This is a genomic window from Streptomyces sp. NPDC057486, from assembly GCF_042802415.1.
In the GTDB taxonomy this organism is placed as follows: Bacteria; Actinomycetota; Actinomycetes; order Streptomycetales; family Streptomycetaceae; genus Streptomyces; species Streptomyces yanii.
The window spans coordinates 16,641-38,820 of record NZ_JBHVEE010000011.1; the positions used below are offsets into that span (position 1 = coordinate 16,641).

21 protein-coding genes are annotated in these 22,180 nt (G+C 68.6%); 11 read left to right on the plus strand and 10 right to left on the minus strand.

Annotation, left to right across the window (positions count from 1 at the left end; genetic code table 11):
• The first annotated feature begins 58 nt into the window (after positions 1–58).
• The 7 genes from ACFU6I_RS08095 (at position 59) to ACFU6I_RS08125 (ending at position 8,089) form a co-directional block, all read left to right on the plus strand.
• The gene (locus ACFU6I_RS08095; protein ID WP_384362907.1) at positions 59–463 is read left to right on the plus strand and encodes a hypothetical protein; all 405 of its coding nucleotides are present in this window, start codon (positions 59–61) and stop codon (positions 461–463) included.
• Positions 460–2,250, plus strand: coding sequence for an alpha/beta hydrolase (locus ACFU6I_RS08100; protein ID WP_384362909.1), 1,791 nt, complete (start codon positions 460–462; stop codon positions 2,248–2,250). Before ACFU6I_RS08095 ends, ACFU6I_RS08100 begins: the two co-directional genes overlap by 4 nt.
• Positions 2,247–2,789, plus strand: a complete 543-nt coding sequence (locus ACFU6I_RS08105; RefSeq protein WP_384362911.1) for a hypothetical protein — start codon at positions 2,247–2,249, stop codon at positions 2,787–2,789. Before ACFU6I_RS08100 ends, ACFU6I_RS08105 begins: the two co-directional genes overlap by 4 nt.
• A gap of 266 nt (positions 2,790–3,055) precedes the next feature.
• Positions 3,056–5,365 carry an alpha/beta hydrolase gene (locus ACFU6I_RS08110; protein WP_384362913.1) on the plus strand — a complete coding sequence of 770 codons (2,310 nt, stop codon included), beginning with the start codon at positions 3,056–3,058 and terminating at the stop codon, positions 5,363–5,365.
• Positions 5,362–5,928: a hypothetical protein gene (locus ACFU6I_RS08115; protein ID WP_384362915.1), complete on the plus strand. Its 567-nt coding sequence runs from the start codon at positions 5,362–5,364 to the stop codon at positions 5,926–5,928. The genes ACFU6I_RS08110 and ACFU6I_RS08115 overlap by 4 nt, the downstream gene beginning before the upstream one ends.
• Before the next feature lie 134 nt (positions 5,929–6,062).
• A complete protein-coding gene (locus ACFU6I_RS08120) occupies positions 6,063–7,073 on the plus strand; it encodes an NlpC/P60 family protein (protein ID WP_384362917.1) in 1,011 nt (336 codons plus the stop codon).
• Positions 7,074–7,369: 296 nt separating this feature from the next.
• Positions 7,370–8,089, plus strand: a complete 720-nt coding sequence (locus ACFU6I_RS08125) for a phosphatase PAP2 family protein (protein WP_384362919.1) — start codon at positions 7,370–7,372, stop codon at positions 8,087–8,089.
• A gap of 45 nt (positions 8,090–8,134) precedes the next feature.
• On the opposite strand, the gene ACFU6I_RS08130 is transcribed toward ACFU6I_RS08125, so the two are convergent.
• Positions 8,135–9,724, minus strand: coding sequence for an FAD-binding oxidoreductase (locus tag ACFU6I_RS08130; RefSeq protein ID WP_384362921.1), 1,590 nt, complete (start codon positions 9,722–9,724; stop codon positions 8,135–8,137).
• Positions 9,725–9,821: 97 nt separating this feature from the next.
• Positions 9,822–10,016 carry a hypothetical protein gene (locus ACFU6I_RS08135; protein WP_345512443.1) on the minus strand — a complete coding sequence of 65 codons (195 nt, stop codon included), beginning with the start codon at positions 10,014–10,016 and terminating at the stop codon, positions 9,822–9,824.
• Between the two features lie 134 nt (positions 10,017–10,150).
• On the opposite strand from ACFU6I_RS08135, the gene ACFU6I_RS08140 reads away from it, so the two are divergent.
• The gene (locus tag ACFU6I_RS08140; protein ID WP_384362923.1) at positions 10,151–11,089 is read left to right on the plus strand and encodes a hypothetical protein; all 939 of its coding nucleotides are present in this window, start codon (positions 10,151–10,153) and stop codon (positions 11,087–11,089) included.
• 89 nt (positions 11,090–11,178) lie between these two features.
• Entirely contained in the window at positions 11,179–11,382 is a 204-nt protein-coding gene (locus ACFU6I_RS08145) for a hypothetical protein (protein ID WP_384362925.1), read from the plus strand.
• Between the two features lie 85 nt (positions 11,383–11,467).
• Here the strand turns inward: ACFU6I_RS08145 and ACFU6I_RS08150 are convergent, their stop codons facing one another.
• On the minus strand, positions 11,468–11,827 hold the full coding sequence (locus ACFU6I_RS08150; RefSeq protein WP_384362927.1) for a metal-sensitive transcriptional regulator: 360 nt from the start codon (positions 11,825–11,827) through the stop codon (positions 11,468–11,470).
• A 200-nt stretch (positions 11,828–12,027) separates the two neighbouring features.
• On the opposite strand from ACFU6I_RS08150, the gene ACFU6I_RS08155 reads away from it, so the two are divergent.
• Both ACFU6I_RS08155 and ACFU6I_RS08160 read left to right on the plus strand, forming a co-directional pair.
• Positions 12,028–12,648, plus strand: coding sequence for a DUF47 domain-containing protein (locus ACFU6I_RS08155; protein ID WP_266983291.1), 621 nt, complete (start codon positions 12,028–12,030; stop codon positions 12,646–12,648).
• A 5-nt stretch (positions 12,649–12,653) separates the two neighbouring features.
• Positions 12,654–13,652 carry an inorganic phosphate transporter gene (locus ACFU6I_RS08160; RefSeq protein ID WP_345512439.1) on the plus strand — a complete coding sequence of 333 codons (999 nt, stop codon included), beginning with the start codon at positions 12,654–12,656 and terminating at the stop codon, positions 13,650–13,652.
• 182 nt (positions 13,653–13,834) lie between these two features.
• Here the strand turns inward: ACFU6I_RS08160 and pstB are convergent, their stop codons facing one another.
• The 7 genes from pstB to ACFU6I_RS08195 form a co-directional block, all read right to left on the minus strand.
• On the minus strand, positions 13,835–14,611 hold the full coding sequence (pstB, locus tag ACFU6I_RS08165; protein WP_384362929.1) for a phosphate ABC transporter ATP-binding protein PstB: 777 nt from the start codon (positions 14,609–14,611) through the stop codon (positions 13,835–13,837).
• Positions 14,612–14,638: 27 nt separating this feature from the next.
• Positions 14,639–15,724, minus strand: coding sequence for a phosphate ABC transporter permease PstA (pstA, locus tag ACFU6I_RS08170; RefSeq protein ID WP_384362931.1), 1,086 nt, complete (start codon positions 15,722–15,724; stop codon positions 14,639–14,641).
• The gene (gene pstC, locus ACFU6I_RS08175; protein WP_345512436.1) at positions 15,721–16,719 is read right to left on the minus strand and encodes a phosphate ABC transporter permease subunit PstC; all 999 of its coding nucleotides are present in this window, start codon (positions 16,717–16,719) and stop codon (positions 15,721–15,723) included. The genes pstA and pstC overlap by 4 nt, the downstream gene beginning before the upstream one ends.
• Before the next feature lie 163 nt (positions 16,720–16,882).
• The gene (gene pstS / locus ACFU6I_RS08180; protein WP_384362933.1) at positions 16,883–18,019 is read right to left on the minus strand and encodes a phosphate ABC transporter substrate-binding protein PstS; all 1,137 of its coding nucleotides are present in this window, start codon (positions 18,017–18,019) and stop codon (positions 16,883–16,885) included.
• 486 nt (positions 18,020–18,505) lie between these two features.
• A complete protein-coding gene (locus ACFU6I_RS08185) occupies positions 18,506–18,910 on the minus strand; it encodes an NUDIX hydrolase (RefSeq protein WP_384362935.1) in 405 nt (134 codons plus the stop codon).
• Complete coding sequence (locus ACFU6I_RS08190; protein WP_384362937.1) at positions 18,907–19,935, minus strand: CHAD domain-containing protein; 1,029 nt, start codon at positions 19,933–19,935, stop codon at positions 18,907–18,909. The genes ACFU6I_RS08185 and ACFU6I_RS08190 overlap by 4 nt, the downstream gene beginning before the upstream one ends.
• On the minus strand, positions 19,922–22,177 hold the full coding sequence (locus tag ACFU6I_RS08195; protein ID WP_384362939.1) for an RNA degradosome polyphosphate kinase: 2,256 nt from the start codon (positions 22,175–22,177) through the stop codon (positions 19,922–19,924). The genes ACFU6I_RS08190 and ACFU6I_RS08195 overlap by 14 nt, the downstream gene beginning before the upstream one ends.
• Between the last annotated feature and the right edge of the window lie 3 nt (positions 22,178–22,180).

A 22,180-nucleotide genomic window follows, 5' to 3' on the forward strand; every position in this document is an offset into this window, starting at 1 on the left:
CATGGCATGTCGGGTGCGCCGTCTTTGGGACAGTGCCGCTCCACGATCAAGGAGCGGGGTGAGCGGCGTGGCCGTGGTGAGCGGGCAGAGGCTGAGCGATCTGGGCGGGGTGGGCGGAGCTGGTGGCGGTGCGGGTGGTGGTGGCCGGGATGAGCTGAAGCACGGCGACGGCGCCTGGTTGCAGGCCGCCGGGGGAGCCGAGTCGCTGCACACGTTGCTGGGGCCGGTAAGGACCGAGCTGGAGACCGCGCACGAAGGGGTCGTGACGGGGACCGCCGGGCTGGAGGCGCTGGCCGAACTCCGTGCCGTACGCGAGTCGTGGCAGCGACGGATCGAGGCCGCGCGCGGCGAGTGCGGGAGCCTCGCCGGGAGACTGCGCGCCGTCGCACGGGCCCAGGGCGTCACGAACGAGACCGTGAAGTCGTCCTTCGCACGGGTCGCGTCGAGGACCGGTGGGCAATGACCTCGAAGATCACGTGGGCCCAACTGCGCGACATGAACTGCGCCGAACTGGAAAACGCGGCCGACGGATGGGGCCGGGCCAGCAACCTGGCCGACACCGGCCGGGACCGCGTCGACAAGCAGCTGTTGAACGGGTTGCGCGAGACGCAGCAGGGCGAGGCGGCCGACGCGGCCGTAGGGCGGCTGCGGCAACTCAGCCGGAACTTCCAGTACGTGTACACGGAGTGTGGTCTGCTCCGCACGACGCTGAACAGCATGGCTCACGAAATCAGTGGCCAGCAAAGGGCGTTGCAGGAAGCGTTGGACGACGCGGAAGCCCTGAAGTTCACCGTGCACCCGGACGGGTCGGTGACCTACCCGGAGGCCGGCGAGGGGCTGATCGACGGCAGGCTGATGCCGGGCGGCACGGCGACCGGGGGAGGAGTGCCGGGGCTGCTGTCGGCCTCGGGACTCGTCGCCCCCAACCCGAACGTTGCCAAGGCGCAGGACATCGCCGACCGGGTGGTCAAGGCCCTGCGGACAGCGGCCGACATCGACTGGCGGTACACGCGGATCCTGCGGAAGCTGAAGGCCGAGGAGGGCCTGAAGGTCCCCGACTCGACTTGGACGGACGCGGCGACGGACGCGGCAGCGGTACGGAACGCGGCGGGTGCCTACCTGAACGAAGCCATCCCGCGCGACGCGAGCCCGGCCGAACGCAAGGCGTGGTGGGCCGGGCTGACACAGGAACAGCGGGAGGAGTACCTCGCTGTGTACCCGGACCAGATCGGCAACCTGGACGGAATCCCGGCGGTCGTACGGGACGCCGCCAACCGGGACAACCTGCAACTGCTCATCGGAAAGCTGGAAGGGCAGGAGGGGGACAGGGCGGAGACGCAGTTGGCGGGATTGCGGGAGATTGACCGGCAGCTGCATGACGGCCGGAAGCCGCCGATGTTTCTGCTCGGGATTGGGGACGAGGGGAATGGGCGGGCGATTGTCTCATACGGGAATCCGGATACGGCTCGGAATGTGTCGGCTTATGTGCCGGGTTTGAATACGTCGCTGGATGAGGAATTCGCTAAGGGAGATCTTAAGCGTGCTCGTGACACGGCGATCGGCACCATTGAGCAAGAAGCTGCCAGCGCGGCAATCGTCTGGCTTGGTTATGACGCGCCGCAGACACCGGATGGCTTCGGGAGTCTGGCAGTGATGGGCAACGGCAGGGCCGAGAAGGGTGGACATGCGTTCAATGGTTTCATGAGTGGCCTTTTGGCTACGAACGAGAATGAGAACCCACACCTGACGGCCATTGGGCACTCTTATGGTTCGCGCACGGTAGGTGCTGCCACACAGCAAGGTAACGGAATCCCTGGCGTGGACGACATCATCTTGGTCGGCAGTCCGGGGGTTGGAGTGGACCACGCTGAGGACCTTGGGGTCGGAAAAGATCACGTCTTTGTCGGGGCGGCTGAGAATGACGTGGTGACCAAGCTCCCTTCCAAGCAGCAGGTAGCTGTCGGTGTTGTGGGATTGATCGCTGGAGGACCAGTCACTGCCTACGTGGCCGGGGATCTCGCCGATCCGGGGGATGACGACCTTTGGTTCGGCAAGGACCCGGCGAGTGAAGCGTTTGGCGCGAGGCGTTTTCCCGTGGATGAGGGTCCGGAGTTGATCAGCGGGGAAGGCATCTCGATCGATGCGCACTCTCAGTACTTCGACCCGGAAAGGGACGCGGTGTCAGCGAAAAGCATCACCCTGGTCGCTGCGGGGCGCTCTGAAAAACTCAAGATCGAGGAGTACCGATGAGGCTTCGTGTCTTAGCTGCGGCAGCGGGGCTGTTGGTCTCTGTGCCGATCTCCGGCTGCGTAAATGGCGAGAAAAGGGAAGATATGAACATGCAAGAGGCGGCCGACCGTGCTGACGGCATCCTTGACGCTGTTTTGAAAGTAATTGAGCCGGAAGTTCAGTGGGCGCATGGTCCGACCACCACGGGAAGCTGTGATGTGACTCGAAGGCGCGCAGTTATGACGATTGTGTCGGCCGGGCGTCGCGGTAGTTTTCTGGGCGTGGTGGATCGCTTCTGGCGTAAGAGCGGCTACCGAATCAAGGCAATCAATAATGACTTGGATGTCCCCGCCATCTTTGCCCAGACGCAGGACGGCTTCGGCGTCACCCTCAGCATCGGCGGCAAGGGCCAAGCCTTCTTCGAAGTCGACAGTCCCTGCGTGAAGGAATCGGAGGTGGCGGAGTCAACCACCCCGCCCAACGGTCCCGCGTACGAGGACGTCTATCCCCTCCCCCGCCCCAACGTGCACTCCGACTTCTGGTCCGCCGGAACACCCTGACGTCACATCAGAACAACGTGGCCTGAACCTCCAGACGCATCGCGCACTTTGAGTCTCGCATTGGGCCCTGGGGCCCATGCCCCGCCCGGTGCCCGTGTGGTCGCATACGTGGAGTGGCGGATCTGTCACTGCTCACTGCACCCACTCACGAGGTAGGGGGATTCGCCGTGTCTGGCATACGAGGGTTAGCGGTTCCGGGTGGCGTTGACCCGGATGCTGTCGTGGTCCATCCGGGCAGGCAGCCCCTGCCGAGCACGTTGCAGGCAGTGCTGATCCTCGTCCGTGTGCTCTTCGTGGTCACCGTCGTGGGTGCGATCGACGTGCTGTCGGTGGCGTCCTCGGTCGATGCGGTGGACGGCCGGCTGCTGGGGATGCTGCTGTACGCGGTGTTGCCAGGCACCGCCGGATTCGTGCTGTCGCTGTACGTCCGGACCGGCGGTGCGTGGATCCGGCGTGGACTTCTCGCCGTCCATGTCTGGCTCGCGCTCGGTGCGCTGGCGACGTTGAGCGGGGACGGTGGCAGGCAGGGTGTGCCCCAACTGGTGGTGCCGGTCGTCGTCGTTGGCCTGCTTCTTCGTCGGAGTCTACGCGCGTGGTTCGATCTGGACCCTGAACAGCGCGCCGCGCAGAGGCCGTTCATTCTCGCGCGGGTGATCAGGGCCCGTCGTGACCGTGGTCAGACCGCGATGGAGTACCTCGGCGCGGTCCTGGTGGTCGTGGCCCTTGTCGGTGCGCTCATGGCGACGCAGATCGGCGGGCAGCTGACCGGTGGGATCCGGAGTGCGATCTGCCAGCTGACCGGTAGCGCCTGCCCGGCGGCGGGCAGCGGCGTGGTTGCCGGCCATGGCACCGATGGCGGTGGTGCCTCTGGTGGTGGCGGTACGGAGTCCGGCGGTGTGGACTCCGGGGGGTCGACCGTGGCCGGAGGGGCTTCCTCGTCCGGTGGGTCGGGCGCATCCGGGGGGACGGACGCGGGGGGCTCCGCAGCATCCGGCGGATCGGACTCCGGTGGATCGGACTCCGGCGGTTCCGCAGCGTCGGGTGGTTCGGACTCGGGTGGCACGGATGCCTCGGGCGGGTCCACCGCGTCCGGCGGAGACGGCGGCAGCGCCACCCAGGCCGCCCAGGGTGGCGACGGTACGAGCGCCGGCGGTCACGCATCGGACGGCAGCTTCTTCACCGGGCTCGTCGGCGACGGTCTCTGGGGCGATGTCAGCGGTGCCGCTGACGCCGTCCTCCACCCCGTCGCGAACGGCAGGAACCTCGGCAACCAGGTCGCCCAGTACGCGCAGAACGCAAGCAACAAGTGGTCCCAGGGCGACCGTGCCGGTGCGGCGGGGGAGCTGATCAAGGGGGCCACCGGGGTCGGTGGCGTCGGCGCCGGGCTGCCCGGTTCCGGCTCCCGTGTCGGGGCGGCCGTCCAGGCGGACCAGCGCGACTATCTGAACGCCCGCATCCCGCGCAACGGCACTGCTGCCGGACGCAAGGCGTGGTGGGACGGTCTCACGCAGGACCAGCGTGACCAGTACCTCGCCCTTTCCCCGGATCAGATCGGCGGCCTCGACGGGATCCCGGCGGCGACCAGGGACGCGGCCAACCGGAAGAACCTGACTCAGCTGATCGGGAAGCTGTCGGGGCAGGACGACGCGAAGTCGCAGAAGCAGCTCGCCGGACTGCGCGAGATCGAGCGGCAGTTGAAGGAGAACGGGAAGCAGCCGCCGATGTACCTGCTCGGCATATCGGACGAGGGAAACGGCCGGGCGATCGTCTCGTTCGGGAATCCGGACACGTCGAAGAACGTGTCGGCGTATGTGCCCGGGCTGAACACCTCCCTGGACGAGGAATTCGCGAAGAACGATCTCAAGCGGGCTCGCGACACGGCCATCGGCGCCCAGGGGTACGAGCAGTCCAGTGCGGCGATCGTCTGGCTCGGCTACGACGCGCCGCAGACGCCCGACGGGCTGAGCAGCCTGGCGGTCATGGGTACGGGGCGGGCGGAGAAGGGCGGCGTGGCGTACAACGAGTTCATGAGCGGGTTGGTCGCCACCAACCAGAACAAGGATCCGCATCTGACGGCCATCGGGCACTCGTACGGTTCGCGGACCGTGGGAGCCGCTGCGCAGCATGTCGGCGGAATCCCGGGGGTCGACGACATCATTCTGGTCGGCAGCCCGGGGGTGGGCGTGGATCAGGCCGTGGATCTCGGGGTCGGTGCCGGACACGTCTTCGTCGGCGCCGCGGCGAACGACCCGGTGACCAAGCTTCCGTCCAAGCTGCAGTCCGCCGTGGGTGTGCTGGGGATGCTGGTCCTCGGTCCTGCTGGTGCATACTTCGCCGGGGATCTGGCCGACCCGGGGGACGACGATCTCTGGTTCGGCAAGGACCCGGCGAGCAAGGCATTCGGCGCCAGGCGCTTTCCTGTGGGTGACGGGCCACCGGTGGTCAGTGGCTCCGGCCTGAGCTTCGAGGCCCACTCTCTCTACTTCGATCCGGTCAGGGACGCCGTCTCGGCTGACAGCATCGCTCTGATCGTGTCGGGACATGCCGACAGGCTCAAGATGGAGGCACAGCGATGAAGCGACGGTTCCGGATCGTTGCGGTGGCCCTGGCCCTCGGCTTCTCCCTGTCCGCGTGCGGGAGCGACCACCGGGTACAAGGGGATGTCGGAGGGAAGAAGGGGCGCATGGACATGCAGCAGGCCGCCGAGCGGTCCGACGGCATGCTCGACGCGGTGCTGAAGGCCATTGATCCCGAGGTGCAGTGGGCGCACGGGCCGACGACTGCGGGGTCGTGCGATGTGACCCGCAGGCGCACCGTGATGACCATCGTGTCGGCGTCGCGCCGGGCGGAATTCCTGGATCAGGTGGAGAAGTTCTGGCGGAGGAGCGATTACCGGATCAAGGCGATCAACAATGACGCGGAGTTCCCGGCCGTCTATGCCCAGACGGACGCCGGGTTCGGTATCAGTGTCAGCTTCCGCGGAAAGGGGCAGGCGTTCTTCGAGGCGGACAGTCCCTGCGTGAAGGAGTCGAAGGTCGCCGATTCCACGTCCGAGCCGAACGGTCCGGCGTACGAGGGTGTCTACCCCCTGCCGCGTCCCAACGTGCACTCCGACTACTGGTCCGCCGAGGCGTCCTGAAGGTGTGTCAGTGAAGTGGGTTCGTGTTCGACTGCGCGATCGGTGACCCCGGTGAGCCCGCCTGTTCTCCGAACAACTCGCACACAACCGCGAAACCGGCCTTGAACCCGCCCCGGATGGGGGATGGTTGAGGGGTGCGGAAATTCTGGGTGGTCGGTGGGATCGGCATCGGGGTCGCCATGTGCTTCGTGGCGCTGCTCGTCGTCGGTACGTACTCCGCTGCCGCCGGCCTCGGCAGCGCCGGCAGCAACGCGGCCGTCGGGTTGGCGAAGGGGGCCGTGCCGGCGAAGTTCCAGCCGCTCGTGCAGAAGTGGGGCAACCTCTGCTCGGCCATCAACCCCGCGCTCCTCGCCGCGCAGCTGTACCAGGAGAGCGGGTGGAACCCGCGGGCCCAGAGCAAGGCTGCCGCGCAGGGCATCGCGCAGTTCATCCCCGGGACCTGGTCCGGGCACGGGATCGACGGGGACGGGGACGGGGACCGGGACGTATGGGATCCGGCCGACGCCATCCCTTCCGCCGCCAGCTACGACTGCGAACTTGCCGGCTATGTCAAGAAGGTGCCGGGGGATCAGACGGACAACATGCTGGCCGCCTACAACGCCGGTGCGTACCGGGTCATCAGGTCGGGTGGCGTACCGAAGATCGCGGAGACGCAGAACTACGTCAAGATCATCCGTTCGCTGGAGAAGAGCTTCGCCCGGCCGGTCGGGCGGGTCGAGCCCTCGCGGCAGGCGGCCGGGGCGATCTACTTCGCGCAGAAGAAGCTCGGTACGAAGTACCTGTGGGGCGGGAACGGCACGGCTGAGCAGGGTGGACGGTTCGACTGTTCCGGGCTGACGCAGGCCGCGTACCGGACCGTGGACATCGAGCTGCCGCGCGTGGCGAACGACCAGTACAACGCCGGGCCGCACCCCTCGCGGGACGAGTTGCTCCCCGGTGACCTGGTCTTCTTCTCGGACGACCTGACCAACTCCCGGGCAATCCACCACGTCGGGCTGTACGTCGGCGGCGGGTACATGATCAACGCGCCGTACACCGGGGCCGTGATCCGTTTCGACAAGATCGACACGCCCGACTACTTCGGTGCGACACGCGTGACGAAGGACGGCGCCGCGGCACTCCCGACCGCCCAGCCGACGGCGTGACGGGGAGTCGGCCGTGGCCGGAACTCTCCGTGAAGCCTGGGCCCTGAGCTGCGGCGATGAGTCTCTCTTCGATAACGTCATGGTGATCATTCGGTGGAGAGTGGAACGTACACACGGAGAGCGTCGTTCCCTGGACTGGGACAGCATGCGCACTGACCATGCGACGCTGACCGGCACAGTCGCGTACCTGACACAGCAGTGATCGAAGTAGTGGTCGAACCGAATACGGGGGTTCGTCAATTGCGGTGCACACGGGTGTGCGCCGCGGCAGCAGACAAGGCAAGGGGCCGCAGCAGATGGCTGGACTCGCACTGGATGGGTCGAACCCCGACGTCAGCCTGCTCTACGACATCAATGGGCTCGCGAAGTCCGCTCCGACCTGGTTCGACCGGGTCATGGAGTTCGTCGGCGAGTACGGGATCATGCTCGGCATGGTCCTCGTGGTCCTGTGGTGCTGGTGGAGCGTCCGCCGGCGCGGCACGGCCGAGGACTCGGTGACTGCGGTCGCCGGGATCGTCTGGGCACCGCTCGCCGCCGGGATCGCGCTGCTCGTCAACATTCCGATCCGGGGCTTCGTGGAGCGTCCGCGCCCGTTCCGCGACCACCAGGGCCTGGATGTCCTGGTGTCGGGAAAGAACGACTTCTCGTTCGTGAGCGACCACGCCACGATGGCGATGGCCCTCGGCGTCGGGCTGTTCGTGGCCAACCGGAAATTCGGGCTCGCCGCGATCGCCCTCGCGCTGGCGGAAGGGTTCTGCCGGATCTACATGGGGGTTCACTACCCGACCGACGTCGTCGGCGGATTCGCGCTCGGCACAGCTGCCGCACTGCTGCTCGCCCCGCTCGCGATGGCGCTGCTGACGCCGATCGTCGCCGCCGTCTCGCGGTCGGAGCGGGTGGGGTGGCTCGTGCGGTCGCGGCAGCCCGTGCCGGCCGCGGCCGAGGGGCGCCCGCTCGGGATCCCGGAGCCGCGCCCGCGGTCGGGCAGCGGTGGCGAGAAGGATCTGGCCGCCTGAGTGGTCCGAGGGAGAACCGGGGGCGTCCGCGCCCCCGGTTCTGCGTTACAGCGCCTGCGGGAAAGTGAAGAGGCGTTCGGGGTCGTACTGCTTCTTCACCCGGGCGAGCCGATCGGTGGCCGTTCCGTAGTAGGCCTGCCGCCAGCCGGTCAGCGTCGGGTCCGAGTAGTTCTGGTACGCCGCCCCGGACGCGTAGCGCCGCAGCGCCCCGTGAGTGTTTTTCAGCCAGTCCTGCTGGGCCGTGCCCGCCGTGCCGGGTCGCCAGGCGGCGATGTACTGGGCGAGCATGCGTGAGCGGCGGTGGACGAACGCCGTGGCCTGCGGGTCGACCCGGTTGATCGCCCCGCCGAGCGCGGTGAGTGCGATCGATCCGCCGCCGCCGCTCGGGGTCACGCGGATCCGGGTGAACGCCTCGGCCCGGTCGAGCAGAGCCCCGATGCCTGCCGGGGACAGGGAGTGGTCGAAGAAGTCGGACGCGGCGGCGTACGTCTCGCGCTGGAGCGCGCCCTGCGCGGTGCGGCCGGGTGTCGTACCCGGCAGATGGCACTGCGCGTCGCTGATGCCGGAGCAGCCCGCGTACACCAGCATCGCCTCCTCGTAGCCGCGGCGGCGCAGCGACACCGAGGACGCCGATGCGCCGATCCGGTCGGCGAGCCGGTCGACGGCGTTCTGGAGGTCGCCGTAGGTCCCCAGGCTGAACGCGGCGACCGACACGGTCGGGTTGCCGCCGCCGGGCCCCGCCGCGAGATGGGCGGAGGACCAGATCTCGTCCGGCTGGTCCGGGCCCCATTCCTGCCAGGCCGCGACGACCGACCGGGCGCGCGACCACGGCCACGACATGTACGCGGTGACGGTCTGCGGGGCCGGGCGGGTGCGGAACGTCAGCTCGGTGACCACGCCGAAGTTGCCGTTGCCCGCGCCGCGGAGTGCCCAGAAGAGGTCGGGGCGGTGCTTGGCGTCGGCGGTCACGGTTGTGCCGTCGGCGGTGACGAGCGTTGCCGCGGTGAGGCTGTCGCAGGTCAGGCCGTACGCGCGGGACGTGACGCCGTGGCCGCCGCCGAGCGTGAGACCGGAAATGCCGACCGTGGGGCAGGAGCCCCCGGGGACCGTCAGACCGTGCCGGGCAAGACCCCGGTAGACGTCGATGAGTTTGGCGCCCGCGCCGACGGTGCCGTCCCGGTCGACCCGGGAGAGTGACGAGACGTCAATGACCAGGCGCCCGTTGCCGCTCGACCAGCCCGCGTAGGAATGGCCGCCGCTGCGGATCGAGACGGGGGTGGAGCTGCGGCGGGCGAAGGCCAGGCACTCGCGGATGTCCGCCTCGTGACGGACGTACGCGACGGCTGCCGGTTTCTGGCCGTCGAAGCGGGTGTTGTAGAGCTGGCGGGCCGTCCGGTACGCCGCGTCCTCGGGGCGCACGAGGGTGCCGTCGAGGCTCTTGGCCAGGGCGGGCCAGTTCGCCTTGTCGGTTGTGGCGGACGGTGAGCCGGCTGGTGTGGGCGACGTGCGGGGGGCGGTGGCCGAGGTGGCGGCCGAGGAACCTGTGCCGGTGCCTCTGCAGGCGGTGGCCGTGGCGCCGGCCAGGGCTGTTGCCGCGCCCGCGGTGAGCAGGGTGCGCCGGTTCGGCAGGTTCATCGGACCTCCGGGTCATGGCCTCGCGGGGCGATCGGTCGGGCGACCGTCGGGTGGATCGGTTGTCAGTGATCCGTGGTGCGTGATCCGTGATCCGTGATCAGCGGGCGGTGCGGTGTTCCTCGGCGTCGGTGCGGGCGCGGTCGCGGGAGCGACGGGCCGGGCCGGTCCACCCGCATCCGCAGCGCGCGATGCAGAACGAGCCGCGTTCGATGGTGAAGGGCTCGTGGGCGGGGGGCGTCGGCGGGGTGGCGGGAGCGGTCGGCGTGACCTCCGCGGTGTGTTGGTCGTACACGCGTCCACGGTACTGGGGACGGGCACCCGTCCGTGGGGCCCCCGAGGACGGCGTGACGGGCGACACGGGTGGTCGTTATGCGGGGCGGGTGGGGGGGCTCGGGCAAGCGGTACGTCGTTGGGGGTTGGCAGGCGATGGTGGTGCAGCAGCACAGGTCCGGTGGCAGGGCGCGCGCTGTCTGCGCCCTCGCCGTGGTGGGCGTGATGGCGGCGGCCGCCGGATGCTCGGACAGCGGTGGCCGGGACGGGATCGATGCCGGCGGCCGGAGCGTGGTGGACGAGCGGGGTGGGGGCGATTCCCTCGATGCGATCCACCGGGCGGCGGCGGTGCTCGCCGGGACGGGGGACGGGAATCGGCCAGGGAGCCGCGACGTCGCCGGGAGCGCCGAAGTGCGTACGTCGATGGAGACCGCGGCGGGCGGGACCCGGGTGACGATCACCGGCCGGGGGACGTACGACTTCCGCAGGCAGCTCGGCCGGCTCACCGTGGTGCTGCCGAAGGACGCCGCGGGCGAGTACGAACACCGCCCCATCACCGAACTTCTCGCCCCCGGTGCGCTCTACATGAAGAACCGTGGTGCCGGAGTCCCCGTCGGCAAGTGGGTCCGGGTCGACACGACGGCCCTGGAGGACGGCAATCTCGTCACGGGCGGGGTCACCGATCCCATGGCGGCCGCCGAACTGCTGCGCGGCGCGGACACGGTGACGTACGTGGGGGAGAGCGAGCTCGCCGGAGTCATGGTCCGGCACTACCGGGGGACCGCGGACCTCGGACGCGCGGCGCGGGCCGCCTCGCCGCAGTCGCGTGGTGCACTGGCCGCGGCGGCGAAAGGGTTCCGCACGGGCGCGGTGCCGTTCGACGCGTATCTGGACGAGGCGGGGCGGCTGCGGAAGGTGCGGCACCGGTTCACCTTCGCCAACGAGGGACCGGCGGTGCAGGTGGTGTCGACGACGCTGCTGTTCGGGTTCGGGGTGTCCGTGAATGTGCAGCTTCCGGACGATCGCGACATTTACACCGGGCGGATCGAGCAGGGCGGCGGTAGCGGCGGAGGAGACGGCGGGCCGGGCGCGTAGGCATCCGGCGGGGCCGAAATGGTCCGTCCGTGCCATGCGCGGCGCGTGGTCCGCTCCCTACGCTAGGAAGTCGGCGACGGCAGTGAGAGGTGACGTACGTGGTGACGCTCAGCACTCGGACCGTTCAGGACCATGTGGCCCTCGCCGAGATCGAGCTATGCGGTGAGCTGATGATCGCGGCGTCGGCCGCGATCGGGGAACGGCTCAGTGCGGACCGTATCGACGAGGTGCTCAACGTCGGGGCGGGCACCGAACGCACCGCCGTCCCCCGGCAGGGCGACCACCGGGGTTGACGGACAAAAGCGCACGTCAGGCGGTTCCTCGGACAGTGTCCCAGGCGATGCGACCGCACACGGTGCGACCTCCAGCGGTGCCGCCTCAGGTACGGAGCAGGCGGGCGATGGCCTTCGTGGCTTCCTCGACCTTCGCGTCGATCTCCCCGCCGCCCTTGACCGCCGCGTCGGCGACGCAGTGGCGCAGGTGTTCCTCGAGGAGCTGGAGCGCGAACGACTGGAGGGCCTTGGTGGACGCCGAGACCTGCGTGAGTATGTCGATGCAGTAGACGTCCTCGTCGACCATCCGCTGCAGACCGCGGATCTGGCCCTCGATCCGGCGCAGCCGCTTGACGTGGTCGGCCTTCTGGTGGTGGTAGCCGTGTATGCCGCGGTCGTGGTCGGTGAGGATCTCCGCCGTTTCCTCGGTGGGTTCCGTCGACTCTGTGGTCTCGGTGGTGGTCATTGCTGCCTCCCGTTTTCCCTTTACCCTGCGCTTTATATACCCCGGGTGGGTATATCCTAACGAATTCAGCTGAACCGTGACCGGGGGCCCGTGCTGATCACCGTGTCCGATGCGCGACACTGAAGAATGCCGGTTAGCCGTGGCCGGATGATGCGCCTAGCATCAGCCTGACCGAAACCAAAGCATCCCGAGGACCCCACGTGCGCTTTCGTCTGACCCCCAGGGAGACGAGCTTCTACGACATGTTCTCCGCATCCGCGGACAACATCGTCACGGGCTCGAAACTCCTCATGGAACTGCTCGGGGCGGACTCTGCCTCCCGAGTCGAGATCGCGGAACGTATGCGGGCAGCGGAGCACGCAGGGGACGATGCCACCCACGCGATCTTCCACCAGCTGAACTCCTCTTTCATCACGCCGTTCGACCGCGAGGACATCTACAACCTCGCATCGTCGCTCGACGACATCATGGACTTCATGGAGGAGGCCGTCGACCTGGTCGTGCTGTACCAGATCGAAGAACTCCCCAAGGGCGTCGAGCAGCAGATCGAGGTGCTGGCGCGGGCGGCCGAGCTGACCGCCGAGGCGATGCCCAACCTGCGCACGATGGACAACCTCACCGAGTACTGGATCGAGGTCAACCGCCTGGAGAACCAGGCCGACCAGATCCACCGCAAGCTGCTCGCCCATCTCTTCAACGGCAAGTACGACGCCATTGAGGTGCTGAAGCTCAAGCAGATCGTGGATGTGCTGGAAGAGGCGGCCGATGCGTTCGAGCACGTCGCCAACACGGTGGAGACCATCGCGGTCAAGGAGTCCTGAACCACGTGGACACCTTTGCGCTGATCGTGACCATCGGTGTCGCGCTCGGCTTCACCTACACGAACGGCTTCCACGACTCGGCGAACGCCATCGCCACCTCGGTCTCCACCCGGGCGCTGACCCCGCGGGCGGCCCTGGCGATGGCCGCGGTGATGAACCTCGCCGGTGCCTTCCTGGGACAGGGAGTCGCCAAGACCGTCAGTGAGGGCCTGATCGCGACGCCCGAGGGGCAGAAGGGGATGGGAATCCTCTTCGCCGCCCTGGTCGGCGCGATCATCTGGAATCTCGTCACCTGGTATTTCGGTCTGCCCTCGTCGTCCTCGCACGCGCTGTTCGGCGGCATGGTCGGTGCGGCGCTGGCCGGCGGAACGCTGGTGCACTGGAACGGGGTGCTCGACAAGATCGTCATCCCGATGTTCGTCTCGCCGGTCGTCGGTCTGGTCGTGGGCTATCTGGTGATGGTCGCGATCATGTGGCTGTTCCGGAAGGTCAACCCGCACAAGGCCAAGCGCGGATTCCGCATAGCGCAGACGGTCTCGGCGGCGGGCATGGCGCTCGGGCACGGTCTGCAGGACGCGCAGAAGACGATGGGCATCGTGGTGATGGCGCTGGTCATCGCCGATGTCGAGAGTCCGAGCGACCCGATCCCGGTCTGGGTGAAGCTCGTCTGCGCGCTGATGCTCTCGCTGGGTACGTACGCGGGTGGCTGGCGGATCATGCGGACGCTCGGCCGGAAGATCATCGAGTTGGACCCGCCGCAGGGATTCGCGGCGGAGACGACCGGGGCGTCGATCATGTTCGGCTCGGCCTACCTGTTCCACGCGCCCATCTCCACGACGCATGTGATCACCTCGGCGATCATGGGTGTGGGGGCCACGAAGCGGGTCAACGCGGTGCGGTGGGGGGTCGCGAAGAACATCGTCCTCGGGTGGTTCATCACGATGCCGGCCGCGGCTCTGGTCGCTGCCGCGAGTTACGGGGTCGTCGTGCTGCTGTTCGGGTGAGCGGGGTGGGCTCTGCCGGGGTTGTCCGGTGGCCGCTCCGTCCTCAGCTGCCGGACGCACCTGAGACGCCCCGACGGGCTTGAAGTGAAAGGGGTCCGCCCCCGCTCCCTTGTGAGGAGCGGGGGCGGACCCTTTGCCTTGAGGGTGGCACCGCCATGCAGCACCCCAAAGGCCGTCCTTGATCACCCGAAGCGGCCGGAGATGTAGTCCTCCGTCGCCTGGACCGACGGGTTGGAGAAGATCCGTTCCGTCTCGTCTATCTCCACGAGCTTGCCGGGCTTGCCGACCGCCGCGAGGTTGAAGAACGCCGTGCGGTCCGAGACGCGGGCCGCCTGCTGCATGTTGTGCGTCACGATGACGATCGTGAAGCGTTCCTTCAGCTCGCCGATCAGGTCCTCGATGGCGAGGGTGGAGATCGGGTCCAGGGCGGAGCACGGTTCGTCCATCAGCAGCACATCCGGCTCGACCGCGATCGCGCGGGCGATGCACAGGCGCTGCTGCTGACCGCCGGAGAGGCCGGAGCCGGGCTTGTTGAGGCGGTCCTTGACCTCGTTCCAGAGGTTGGCGCCACGGAGGGACTTCTCGACGACGTCCGCCAGCTGGCTCTTCTTGTACGAACCGTTCAGCTTCAGGCCCGCCGCGACATTGTCGAAGATCGACATGGTCGGGAACGGGTTCGGCCGCTGGAAGACCATGCCGACCGTGCGGCGCACGGTGACCGGGTCGACGTGGGACCCGTACAGGTTCTCGTCGTCCAGAAGGACCTTGCCCTCGACGCGGCCACCGGGGGTGACCTCGTGCATCCGGTTCAGGGTGCGAAGGAAGGTGGACTTGCCGCAGCCGGACGGGCCGATGAAGGCGGTCACGGAGCGGGGCTCCACGGTCATCGAGATGTCCTCGATGGCGAGGTGGGAGCCGTAATAGGCGGACAGGCCGCTGACGTCGATGCGCTTGGCCATCTGAATCACTGCTTCTTTCGTGCCGCGTCAGCGGCCGGTCTTCGGGGCCTTCCAGCGGGCGATACCGCGGGCCACCAGGTTGAGGATCATGACGAAGGCGATCAGGACCAGAGCGGCGGCCCAGGCACGGTCGTACGACGCCTCGCTGCCGATCTTGTACTGCTCCCAGATGTAGAAGGGGAGCGACGACTGCGCGCCTTGGAAGGGATTGGAGTTGATCAGCTGGCTGCCGAAGACCAGCAATATGATCGGTGCGGTCTCGCCGGCGATCCGGGCGATGGCGAGCATCACACCTGTGGTGATACCGCCGATCGCGGTGGGCAGAACCACCTTCAGGATGGTGCGCCACTTCGGGACGCCGAGGGCGAGTGATGCCTCGCGGAGCTCGTTCGGGACGAGCTTGAGCATCTCCTCGGTGGAGCGGACCACGACCGGGATCATCAGGATCGTGAGCGCCAGCGAACCCATCAGGCCGGACGGCTGGAGCTGCGCTATCAGCATGATCGACAGGATGAAGAGACCGGCGACGATGGACGGGATACCGGTCATCACGTCGACGAAGAACGTCACGGCCTTGGCGAGCGCACCCTTGCCGTACTCCACCAGGTAGACCGCGGTCAGCAGGCCGATCGGGGCGGAGATCAAGGTGGCGAGGCCGACCTGCTCCAGGGTGCCGATCAGGGCGTGGTAGACACCGCCACCCGGCGCCGTGCCGAGCACACCGGCCATGGAGTGGGTGAGGAAGTAGATGTCCAGGACCTTCGCGCCGCGGCTGACCGTGGTCCAGATCAGCGAGGCCAGCGGCACGACGGCGAGGAGGAAGCACACCCAGACGACGCTGGTGGCGAGCCGGTCCTTGGCCTGGCGCTGGTTCTCGACGACCGACGTCGTGACGTACGAGATGACGATGAAGAGCACCGCGGAGAGCAGGCCCCACTGGATGCGGCTCTGCCAGCCCGCCGCCGCGCCGATGCCGACGCCGAGCACGATCGCGGCACCCGCGAAGGCGGCCGGGGCCCAGCGGGGGAGCGACCGGCTGCTGAGGCTGTTGCGCGAAGCGGCCGCTGTGGGTGCGGGGCGTTCCTGTATGCCGGTGTTGGCTGCCTGGCTCATGCGTTGGCCCCCGAGTACTCCTTGCGGCGGGCGATGATGAGCCGGGCCGCGCCGTTGACCAGCAGGGTGAGGATGAAGAGGACGAGCCCGGAGGCGATCAGGGCGTCGCGCCCGAACTGGTCGGCCTCGTCGAACTTCGCGGCGATGTTCTGGGCGAACGTTCCGCCGCCGGGGTTGAGCACATGCGCCGAGATGACGAAGCTCGGCGACAGGACCGTGGCGACGGCCATCGTCTCGCCGAGTGCGCGACCCAGGCCCAGCATCGACGCGGAGATCACGCCGGAACGGCCGAAGGGGAGCACCGAGAGGCGGATGACTTCCCAGCGGGTGGCGCCGAGAGCGAGGGCGGCTTCCTCGTTCATCTTCGGGACCTGGAGGAAGACCTCGCGGCTGACGCTCGTCACGATCGGCAGGATCATGATCGCGAGCAGAATGCCGACGGTGAAGAGCGAGCGGGCGACGCCGACCTCGGTCTTCTCCAGGACGTACGTCCAGCCGAAGAACTGGTCGAGCCAGAGGTTCAGCCCCTCCAGGTACGGGACCAGGAAGAGGGCGCCCCAGATGCCGTACACGATGCTGGGCACTGCCGCGAGCAGATCGACGACGTACGCGAGGGGTGCGGCCAGCTTGCGCGGCGCGTAGTGCGAGATGAAGAGGGCGATACCGACAGCGATCGGAACCGCGATGACCATCGCGATGATCGAGCTGACGATCGTGCCGAAGAGCAGGACCGCGATACCGAAGACCGGCTTGTCGCCGACCGGGTTCCAGTCCAGCGTGGTGAAGAAGTTGCCCTCGTCCTTGGAGATGGCGAGGGTCGCGCGGTACGTGAGGAACACGGCGATCGACGCCATGATCACGAGCAGCAGAATGCCTGAACCCCGTGAGAGGCCCAGGAAGATTTTGTCGCCCGCGCGTCCGGCCGGCTTGGGCCTTGCGCGCTTGCGCTGCACCGGGGGTACCGGTGGCGTGTTTATCGGTGTGGTGGAAGCCATGGTCTTTCCGGTCTGTGTGGGGGAGCGACACGCTCCCCTGGCGGCGGTGCACCGGATGGGGGGGTGATGCCGGCGGGCCGGTCCGGAGGGGTGCACCGGGCCGGCCTGCCGGGTGTTGCTGGTGGAGCTGGGTTTCAGCTGGTGTTACGGGTGTTGCTTCTGGTTACGAGAGGGACGCGATGGTCTCGCGGACCTTGGCGTTGATCTCGGTCGGGATCGGCGCGTAACCGGCGTCGGTGAGGAGCTTCTGGCCCTCGTCACCCGCGGTGTAGTTCAGGAAGGACTTGACCGTGGGGAGCGTCTCGGCCTTGTTGCCCGTGTCGCAGACGACCTCGTAGGTCACCAGGACGATCGGGTACGCACCCTCGGCCTTGGTGGTGTAGTCGAGGTCGAGCGCCAGGTCCTTGCCGGTGCCCTTGATCTTGGCGGCGGCGATGGCCTTGGAGGCGTTCTCCGAGGAGGCCTTGACCGGGGCGGAGCCACCGGTGTTGATGTCGACCGTGGAGATGGACTGCGACGAGGCGTACGAGAGCTCGAAGTAACCGATCGAGCCGTCGACCTGCTTCACCTGGGCGGCGACACCGGCCGAGCCGGACGCGGCCTGGCCACCGGGGGCCGGCCACTTCTTCTCGGGCTCGTACTTCCAGTCGTTCGGCGCGGTGGCGGCGAGGTACTTGCCGAGGTTCTGCGTGGTGCCGGAGTCCTCGGAGCGGTGGAAGGCCTGGATCGCCTTGTCCGGAAGCTTCGCGCCGTTGTTGAGCTTGGCGATCGCGGGGTCGTTCCACTTCTTGATCTTGCCGTCGAAGATCTTGGCGAGCGTGGGGGCGTCCAGCGTCAGGCTGTCGACACCCTCGAGGTGGAAGCCGATCGCGATGGGGCCGCCGACCATCGGGAGGTTGATGCCCTGGCCGGTCTTGCAGATCTTCTTCGAGTCGGCGACCTCTTCGGGCTTCAGCGCCGAGTCGGAGCCGGCGAAGCCGACCGTGCCCTGGTTGAAGGCGATGATGCCCTCACCGGAGGACGAGGACTTGTAGTTGATCTCTACGCCCTTGCAGCCCGCCATGTAGTCCTTGACCCAGAGGTCCATGGCGTTCTTCTGCGCGCTGGAGCCGGAGGCGAGGAGCTGGCCCTTGGCGTCGTCACACTTGATGTTCGACGCGGCGCTCGTCTTCTCGCCGCTGCCGCCCGTGTCGCTGCCGCTGTTGTTGTCCGAACCGCACGCCGTGAGGACCAGGGCGCTGGAGACGGCGAGGGCACCGAGCGCGGTGGCACGAAGCCGGTTCTTGCGCTGAAGCTTCACTTTCGGGTTTTTCCTTCCAGGAGCCGCCGAGGTCTTGTTCGTTCTACGACGGCGTGCGATGTGGTGGGTGGTGCGGCGTTTCGCCGCGCACCGTGCACTGCCGAAATTAGGCAGAACAGGTGAAGCGGCTTACGGGGGAGAGTGAACAGGAGGTGAACCGTGGCGGGCGGCCTGGTTCTCGTCGCCGTGGCGCGGTGCCCATGGGCTGGGCGGGGCGGGCGTTGCGTGGTGCGGTGCCCCGGTCCGGGGTGGCCGGTTCCGTCCTCAAACGCCGGACGGGCTCGATGGGTGCGTCTGGCCCCTGGTGGCACCGTTGCCTGCTCCGGTGGGGAGGGGCCCCGCCCGCCCCACCACCCGGCAGGGGCGGCGGCGCCCCCGGGACACGGCGCCGAAAATCCAGCCCGTCCGGCGATTGAGGACGGAACCCCGCGCCCCGGACCCGGGTGCGAAAACCGCACCGCCCCCCGCGGTGCCCCGCACCGCCCCTCACCCGCTGATCAGCAGCGCGTCCAGCAGGTCGCGGTCGCGGGGCTGGGTGAGCTGGGTGCGGGCCGCTTCCGGGTGGAGCCAGAGGATGCGGTCCACCTCGTCGTTGGGGACGAACACGCCGTCCGTCGCCTCGGCCGCCCAGTACAGGACTTCCTTGGGGCGGCCGTTCGCGAGATACCGGACGGTGGGCAGCGGGGGCCCCGGTATGCAGTGGTGACCGGTCTCCTCCAGAACCTCGCGCAGGGCGGCGTCGATCGCCGGTTCGCCGCGCTTGAGCTTGCCCTTCGGATGTGACCAGTCGTCGTAACGGGGCCGGTGGACCAGGCAGATCTCCAGCTCTCCGGAGTGCTCCGACCGGCGCCACAGCACACACCCCGCGGCCTGCACGGTCCCGCCGCTCATGGCGCGGTCACGGCCGCCGTCGTGTACGGCCAGGTCTCCCGGAACACCCCGCGGGCCGCTTCCACCTCGTGCCGCTGGTCGGCGTGGAGCACCCCCAGGGCGTAGGCGGTGGCCGGCGCGATCCTCGGCGTACGGGCCGCCGATGCCGCCGCCGCGGCTGCCTCCGCCGCGTCCCGGTGCAGGTCGAGCGCGTGTCCGGAGGCGGCCAGGACCGGGTCGGGGGCGCCGCGCACCACCTCGTGGGCGTACCGGTGCAGTCGCAGCAGAAGGCGGGCCTGGTGCCAGGGCGCGTCGTGCGCCTCGTTGTAAGGCTCGACCGCCTCGTCGGAGGGGAGCGCGGCCACCGCACCGAGCAGCCGCTGCTCGGCCCGGTTCGCGGGCCCGTGCAGCATTTCGGCGGCCGGGGCCGTGGACGCGGCGGAGAGCGGGACCTCGGAGGCGAGCAGGGCGACCGCGTCGGCGACCGCGTGGAACCGGGACGAGCCGAGCGCCTGGAGGGCCGCCGAGTGGGCACGGGTCCTGGCGAGGGTGAGCTGTCGTTCCAGAAGCGCTCCGGCCCGGGCCGCACCGACGCCGAGTGCGGCCCGTTCCTTGGCCTGCGCGGCGTCGTGCAGGGTGACATCGATATCGGCGCCGGCGGTCCGCTGTGCGCGGGGCGGCGGCAGCGGGGTGCCGGACAGGGTGTGCAGCGCTTCGAGGAGCCGGGTCAGCCGGGTCGCGTACGCGTGCTCGCGGGCCAATGTGCCGGAGAGCCAGGCCAGTTCCGTACGGAGCTGCTCGGCCCAGCCGGGTTCGAGTGCCGACCGGAAGGTGTGGAGGGTGCCGCTGATGCGGCGGGCCGAGCGGCGCAGTGCACCGGCGGCCTGCTCGGCGGCGAGTGTCCCGGCGTCCGTGGGAGCGCTGTTCTCGCGGTGCAGACGCAGGCTGCGAAGGAAGTTCGCGGCCTGTTCCTGCAGGTAGGGGGCGAGGACCGCGCCCGCGGACACGTCCGTCCGGGTCGTCGTCTGGTGGTCAGGGCGTCGCACGCCGGCGCCTCCGGGCGTCAATGAGCATTTCCTGTACGTGCCGCAGCGGTTGGCCGTCCGCGTCCGTGGCGTGCCGGGTCCAGTTCCCGTCGGGACCGAGGTGCCAGGAGGAGGTGGTGTCGGACATACCGGTCTCCAGGAGCCGGCTGAGTGCGGCACGGTGGGCGGGGTCGGTGACCCGGACCAGTGCTTCGATCCGGCGGTCGAGGTTGCGGTGCATCATGTCGGCGCTGCCGAACCACACTTCGGGTTCGCCGCCGTTGCCGAACGAGAAGACCCGGGAGTGTTCGAGGAAACGGCCCAGTATCGAGCGGACCCGGACGTTCTCGGAGAGGCCGGTGACGCCGGGGCGGATCGCGCAGATGCCGCGTACCCAGATGTCCACCGGAACGCCCGCCTGGGCGGCCCGGTAGCAGGCGTCGATGATCGCTTCGTCGACCATCGAGTTGACCTTGAACCGTACGTAGGCGGGACGGCCGGCCCGCTGGTGCGTGATCTCCTTGTTTATCCGGGAGATCAGCCCGTCGCGCAGGGACTTGGGGGCGACGAGGAGCCGGCGGTACGTCTCGCGGCGGGAGTAGCCGGAGAGCCGGTTGAAGAGGTCGGAGAGGTCCGCCCCGACCTGCGGGTCGGCGGTCAGCAGGCCGAGGTCCTCGTACAGCCGCGCGGTCTTGGGGTGGTAGTTGCCGGTGCCGACGTGCGAGTAGCGGCGCAGCGTGTCGCCCTCCTGGCGGACGACGAGGGAGAGCTTGCAGTGCGTCTTCAGCCCGACGAGGCCGTAGACCACATGGCAGCCCGACTCCTCCAGCTTGCGCGCCCACTTGATGTTGGCCTGCTCGTCGAAGCGGGCCTTGATCTCGACGAGTACGAGGACCTGCTTGCCGGACTCGGCGGCGTCGATCAGGGCGTCGACTATCGGCGAGTCGCCCGAGGTCCGGTACAGCGTCTGCTTGATCGCGAGCACGTCCGGGTCGCTCGCCGCCTGCTCCAGGAAGGCCTGGACGGAGGTGGAGAACGAGTCGTACGGGTGGTGCAGCAGCACATCGCGTTCGCGCAGCGCGGCGAAGATGTCGGGCGCCGAGGAGGATTCGACCTCGGCGAGATCGCGGTGGGTGCCCGCGATGAACCTGGGGTACTTCAGCTCCGGGCGGTCCAGCGACGCTATGCCGAACAGCCCGGTGAGGTCGAGCGGTCCGGGCAGCGGGTAGACCTCGGCGTCGGACACCTTCAGCTCGCGGACCAGCAGGTCGAGGACGTACGGGTCGATGGACTCCTCGACCTCCAGGCGCACCGGCGGGCCGAAGCGACGCCGCATGAGCTCCTTCTCCAGGGCCTTGAGCAGGTTCTCGGCGTCGTCCTCCTCGACTTCGAGGTCCTCGTTCCGGGTGACCCGGAACATGTGGTGGGCGAGGACCTCCATGCCCGGGAAGAGCTCTTCCAGATGCGCCGCGATGACGTCCTCGATGGGTACGTAACGCTGCGGCGACGCCTCCAGGAACCGGGTCAGCAGCGGCGGCACCTTGACGCGGGCGAAGTGGCGGTGGCCGCTGACCGGGTTGCGTACGACGACCGCGAGGTTGAGCGAGAGGCCCGAGATGTACGGGAAGGGGTGCGCCGGGTCGACGGCCAGCGGCGTCAGTACGGGGAAGACCCGCTGCCGGAAGAAGGTGAACAGGCGGGCCTGTTCCTTCTCTGTCAGCTCCGGCCAGCGGATCAGCTGGATGCCCTCGTCCGACAGTGCGGGCGCGATGTCCTGCTGGTAGCAGGCGGCGTGCCGGGCCATGAGCTCGCGGGACCGGGTCCAGATCAGATCGAGGACCTCGCGGGGCTGCAGCCCGGACGCGGAGCGGGTGGCGACGCCGGTGGCGATTCGGCGCTTGAGACCGGCCACCCGGACCATGAAGAACTCGTCCAGGTTGGAGGCGAAGATCGCGAGGAAATTCGCTCGTTCGAGGAGGGGCGTCGCCGGGTCCTCGGCGAGCTCCAGAACCCGTTCGTTGAATGCGAGCCAACTGCGCTCCCGGTCCAGGAACCGGCCGTGCGGCAGCTCGCTGCCGTCGACGTCGGGTTCGTACACGTCCACGTCGGCGTCGAGATCGGGATCGAGGTCGGCGGCCATGGAAAGACCGGCTCCCGCGTAATTCGGGGAGGCGACGGCATGCGGCCGGTGCGCGGCGAGAGAGCCGACCGACGGCTGCACGGCGGGCTGGACCGGGACCTCGGAGCTGGGCAACTGGCTCATGGC